This is a genomic window from Brevibacterium otitidis (assembly GCF_042429315.1).
GTDB lineage: Bacteria > Actinomycetota > Actinomycetes > Actinomycetales > Brevibacteriaceae > Brevibacterium > Brevibacterium otitidis.
This window is the reverse complement of sequence record NZ_JBHMAU010000109.1, coordinates 1-4,874: the sequence shown is the minus strand read 5'-3', so window position 1 is coordinate 4,874 and position 4,874 is coordinate 1. Positions and strand designations below refer to the sequence as shown.

Below are 4,874 nucleotides of genomic sequence, written 5' to 3'. Positions count from 1 at the left end.
GGCGGATCGCTCGCGGATTCCGCAACCTCGAGAACTACCGACTCCGCATGCTGCTCATCGCTGGCGGCCTGGACGCATCAACCCACACTCAACTCTGAAGAGCCAGTGATGTATCCTCCTTTCCTAACTAGCGTTAGGTAGGAAAATGTCGCGAGAGCGCCTCATCGATGCAGCCCGCCATGTGTTTGCAAAAAAAGGGCTACGCCGAAGCCAGTCTGCGTGAAATTGCAAAAGCTGTAGGCATCATGACCCCGTCAATCTACGCCCACTTCGAGAGCAAGCAGGCGCTGTTCGAGTCGGTGTACGCCCAGATCACGGCCGAGCACGTCACATACTTCGCCCAGCTCGCGCAAGACAGCGACGCGCTGGAACCGCTAGAGCGCATCCGCCACTTGCTGGTCGGCGTCGACGCGTTCTACGACGAACGCCCTGAAGCAGCCGACTTCAGTCTCCGCGCCGCAGTCGAAGAGCAGAAGAGCGAACTGCCGAGCCTTCGCCAGATCTTCCTCGACTTCGAGTCAAGTCTCATCGAAGCGTTTCGCGGTGCCTATCGTGAAGGGCACTCGACCGGAGCTATCCGAGGCCCGCAAGACGAAGCCGGGTTCATCGCGCTCGTGCTCATGCTCATGGACGGATTGTTCCTGCAACGAGCCCACTACTCAGCAGAGATCTACGCGCAACGATTCGAAGCTGCTTGGCAGCACCTTGTGTCGCTCTTGACCGAAGGAGAGAACTGAATCATGGAGACCAAAGACTACGAACACGGCACAGTTCCGACATCGGAGCGCAAGCACTGGATCAGCATCGCCGCTGTCTGGATTGCGATCGGCATCGACCTCTCCGGAGCCTTCCTCGGCGTTGAGCTTGCAGCAGGAATGGACTTCTGGCCCACGATCGGCGCAACAATCGTCGGCTCAGTGCTGCTCGGACTTCTGGCCATGGCATGCGCCTACGTCGGAGCTGCGACCGGACTCACGACAGCGATGATCTCACGCGCGGTGTTCGGCAAGATCGGGGGCGCCGTCCTCGCACTCGCCATGTCGATCAGCTTGATCGGTTGGTTCGCGGTTCAGGCGGGTTTCTTCGGCTCGAACGCCCAGGTCGCGATGCTCGAGCTCACAGGTATCGACTGGCCCGTGACCGTCTTCACGGTGCTCGGCGGCATCCTCATGGTGTTAACTGCCCTTTGGGGATACCGCTCGATCTCGCGCCTCAGCACCCTCGCAGTGCCGCTGCTGCTCATCTTGCTCGTCGTCGGCATCATCGTCGCTTTCGCAACACGCGGACCCGAGGGACTCACAGCGCAGACCGCTACGGTGTACAGCTTCGGAGGATCCGTCTCGCTGATCATGGGCATCTTCGTCCTGGGCGCCGTCTCCGCACCCGACATGGCGCGCTGGGCAAAGACCCCGAAGCAGGCGATGGCCGCAGGATTCTTCGGATTCCTGTTCGGCAACTCGATCATCATCGTCGTTTCCGTCATTCTCAGCAAGCTCCTGAACGAGACCGAGCTCATGACAATGTTCTTCGGGCTCGGGCTCGGCGGCTTCGCGGTCATCGTGTTGATCCTGGCGCAGTGGACCACGAACACAACGAACGTCTACTCGGCCGCGATCAGCTTCTCGTCGATCAGCAAGCGTTTCAACCGTCGTACGCTGACCATCGTCGGCGGTGTAATCGGCATCATCATCGCCGTATTCGGCGCAGCCGATTGGTTCATCAATTTCATCTCAGCCATCGGCATCGTGATTGCGCCGTTCGGCGGTGTCTACATCGCCAACTTCTTCGCAAACCGACAGCACACACGGTTTCTGCACCACAGCGAGGCGCCCCGGATCACGATCCTGCCTGTCGTCGCCTGGCTGCTCGGAATAGTGACAGCTCTGATGACCACTCAGGCCTCCGACGGCCTCGGATTCGGGCTATTCACACTGACGCTCGTCCCTGCCCTCGATGGTCTTCTGGTGGCCTTCGCAGCAGCCCTGACCTTCGGGCTCTTCATAAGAAGGAGTGCTCAGCGCTCAGTCTCTATCGATGGAATCGAGGTATGAATATGGCCCGCACACTGATCACTGTCGACGACATCGACGACATCGCACTCGGAGCTACAGTGCTCGGTACCGGCGGAGGCGGCGACCCCCATGTCGGTGCCCTCATCGCCAAGCGGCTCATCGGCCTGCATGGTGACGTCACGCTCATGCCCGTCGAAGAGCTCACGGCTGACGACTTCGTCCTTCCCGTGGGGATGATCGGCGCGCCTTCCGTCAGCGTCGAGCGAATCATGGCCGAATCCGAGCTCGTGCAAGTCATCGAGCTTGCCGAGCGCGCCACCGGGCGCAAGCCTACTGCGGTCATGCCGATCGAGGTCGGTGGCGGGAACTCGATGGTCCCGATCGCTGCTGCAGCCCTCAGCGGCCTTCCCATGGTCGACGCAGACGCGATGGGGCGGGCGTTTCCGGAGTCGCAGATGGTGAGCTTCCACCTCGCCGGTTACAAGCCGGGGGTCACGGTCATGGTCGACCACCACGGCAACGAGGTCATCATGACTCCCGTCACCGGCCCGTGGTCAGAGCGCCTCGCGCGGGCCATCACAACCGAGATGGGCGGTTCGGCGACCATGATCGATTACATGTTCGGCGGCGATATCGTGCGCGAGGCCGCCATCCCTGGCACGCTCACACTGGCGAAGCGGATCGGGCAGCTACTGTCAGGACACGGAGCTGAACGCACAGACGCCTCACTGCTCGAGGCCCTCACACAAGAACTCGATGCGTTCCACCTCTTCGACGGCAAGGTCGTCGACCTCGAGCGAGGCTTCGATGCCGGATTCACACGCGGTAAGGCCATGCTCGAAGGCATTGGCACCTGGAAGGGCTCACAGTATGAGCTGCGCTTCCAGAACGAGATGTTGCTAGCGCTGCGTGACGGCCAGCTCTCTGCCGTGACGCCCGACCTCATCTGCGTCCTCGATGCGGCGACCGCGCATCCGATCACAACCGAGACGCTTCGCTACGGCCACCGCATTTCGGTCGTCGGCATTCCCGCTGACGACCGCTGGCGCACCGACATGGGCATCGAAACAGCCGGCCCCCGATACTTCGGATTCGACGTCGACTGGCAGCCCGTGGAATCTCTGGCCGCGCAACGGGAACCCGCGACCACCGGAAGGAGCTCCTCTTGACCGAATACAGACTGGGCATCGACGTCGGCGGAACGAACACCGACGCGGTAATCCTTGACAATGCGACGCTCGAAGTCGTCGCCGCCGTGAAGTCGCCGACGACCAAGCAGACCAGCGACGGCGTTCTCACCTCGATCGACAAGGTGCTGCAGGCTGCGCAGATCGACCCAGCGCGCATCCGCTTCGCAATGATCGGAACCACGCACGCGACCAATGCGATTCTCGAGCGTCGCGGTCTCGGACGCGTCGGCGTCGTGCGACTCGCAGCTCCAGCAACCACGGCGGTGCCGCCCCTCGAAGGCTGGCCAGACGACCTGAAGAGCGCGATCGGCGCGCAGTCTGCGATCGTCGCGGGCGGGTTCGAAGTCGACGGGCACACGATCGCAGACATCGACCAAGACGAGATTCGAGCTGCGTGCAGACAGATGCGCGGCAGCGTGGACGCAGTCGCTATCGTCGGCGTGTTCTCGCCGGTCGACGCATCGCAGGAGCAGCGGGCAGCCGACATCGTGGCGGAAGAGCTCGATGTTCCGGTGTCGCTCTCGGCCGAGATCGGATCGATCGGGCTGCTCGAGCGCGAGAATGCGAGCATTCTGAACGCTTCGCTGATGCAGACGCTGCGCTCGATGGCCGACGGCCTTCGCCGGGCGCTTTCGGAGCGCGGGATCTCTACTCAAATGTTCTTCGGGCAGAACGACGGCACGCTCATGGAAGTCGACTACGCCCTGCGCTATCCGGTACTGACGATCGGCGGGGGCCCCACCAATTCCATCCGGGGGGCGGCGCATCTATCTGGTCTGCGCGACGGCATCGTGGTTGACGTCGGAGGCACGACGACTGACATCGGCATGCTGGTCGACGGATTTCCGCGACAGTCTTCGGAGTCGTTCACGCTCGGCGGAGTGCGCACGAACTTCCGGATGCCCGACATTCTGTCGATCGCACTGGGCGGCGGCACGGCCGTGCGGGAGACGAGTGACGGAATCCGTCTCGGCCCGGACAGTGTCGGATACCGCCTGCCGCAAGAGGCGCTCTCGTTCGGGGGCGACACCCTGACCGCGACCGATGTGGCGCTGGCCGCCGGCCTGACAGCCATTGACTCTGCCGTCGACGTCTCTTTGTCGGCTGACCTCGTCACGTCCAGTCGGCGGGCGATCCGCGTGGCGCTCGAAGACGCCATCGACCAAATGAAACTGAGCGCCGCCGCGGTGCCGGTGATCCTCGTGGGAGGAGGCAGCATCATCGTCGGTGATGAGCTGCACGGAGTCAGCGAGATCGTGAAGCCGCTGAACCTCGGTGCTGCAAATGCTGTGGGGGTCGCGCTCGGAGACATCGCCGGCGAAGTCGAGAAGATCGTTGCCGACGGAACATCGCGCGAGAGCATGAGAGCGGCTGCATCAGCGGAGGCTGTCGAGCGCGCTGTCGAAGCGGGCGCTGACCCCGAAACAGTCGTGACCACCTCAATCGAAGAGCTGCCCGTTTCGTATATGGAGGGTGAATCAGTGCGGATCGTGGCTCGAGCGGTGGGTCGGCTGCGCGCCTAGGGCGTGTCTGACAAAGTTTACGGTTGGTTTCTGAAACTCTTGAATCATGTCTCGATTCCAGCTGCTCACTGATGACCAATGGGCTCTCATCGCTGACTACCTGCCAGCACCAACAGGCAAGCGCGGACGCCCCTTCTCCGATCCCAGGC

General features: G+C 62.5%; 4 protein-coding genes and 1 pseudogene. All 5 read left to right on the top strand.

All coding sequences use genetic code 11. The annotated features are described in order from the left end of the window. Window positions 1-167 precede the first annotated feature (167 nt). Window positions 168-737, top strand: coding sequence for a TetR/AcrR family transcriptional regulator (locus tag ACFFN1_RS13835; protein WP_376841420.1), 570 nt, complete (start codon window positions 168-170; stop codon window positions 735-737). Between the two features lie 3 nt (window positions 738-740). Then, complete coding sequence (locus ACFFN1_RS13830) at window positions 741-2,051, top strand: cytosine permease (protein ID WP_376841419.1); 1,311 nt, start codon at window positions 741-743, stop codon at window positions 2,049-2,051. A gap of 2 nt (window positions 2,052-2,053) precedes the next feature. Continuing rightward, a complete protein-coding gene (locus ACFFN1_RS13825) occupies window positions 2,054-3,181 on the top strand; it encodes an S-methyl thiohydantoin desulfurase family protein (RefSeq protein WP_376841418.1) in 1,128 nt (375 codons plus the stop codon). After that, the gene (locus ACFFN1_RS13820) at window positions 3,178-4,725 is read left to right on the top strand and encodes a hydantoinase/oxoprolinase N-terminal domain-containing protein (protein WP_376841417.1); all 1,548 of its coding nucleotides are present in this window, start codon (window positions 3,178-3,180) and stop codon (window positions 4,723-4,725) included. The genes ACFFN1_RS13825 and ACFFN1_RS13820 overlap by 4 nt, the downstream gene beginning before the upstream one ends. 46 nt (window positions 4,726-4,771) lie before the next feature. Continuing rightward, a pseudogene (locus tag ACFFN1_RS13815) lies at window positions 4,772-4,874 on the top strand (IS5/IS1182 family transposase); the annotation flags it as partial.

Bases quoted from the DNA above. Each gene is read 5' to 3' on its own strand.
- ACFFN1_RS13835 (WP_376841420.1), top strand. From the start codon at position 168: ATGCAGCCCGCCATGTGTTTGCAAAAAAAGGGCTACGCCGAAGCCAGT.
- ACFFN1_RS13830 (WP_376841419.1), top strand. From the start codon at position 741: ATGGAGACCAAAGACTACGAACACGGCACAGTTCCGACATCGGAGCGC.
- ACFFN1_RS13825 (WP_376841418.1), top strand. From the start codon at position 2,054: ATGGCCCGCACACTGATCACTGTCGACGACATCGACGACATCGCACTC.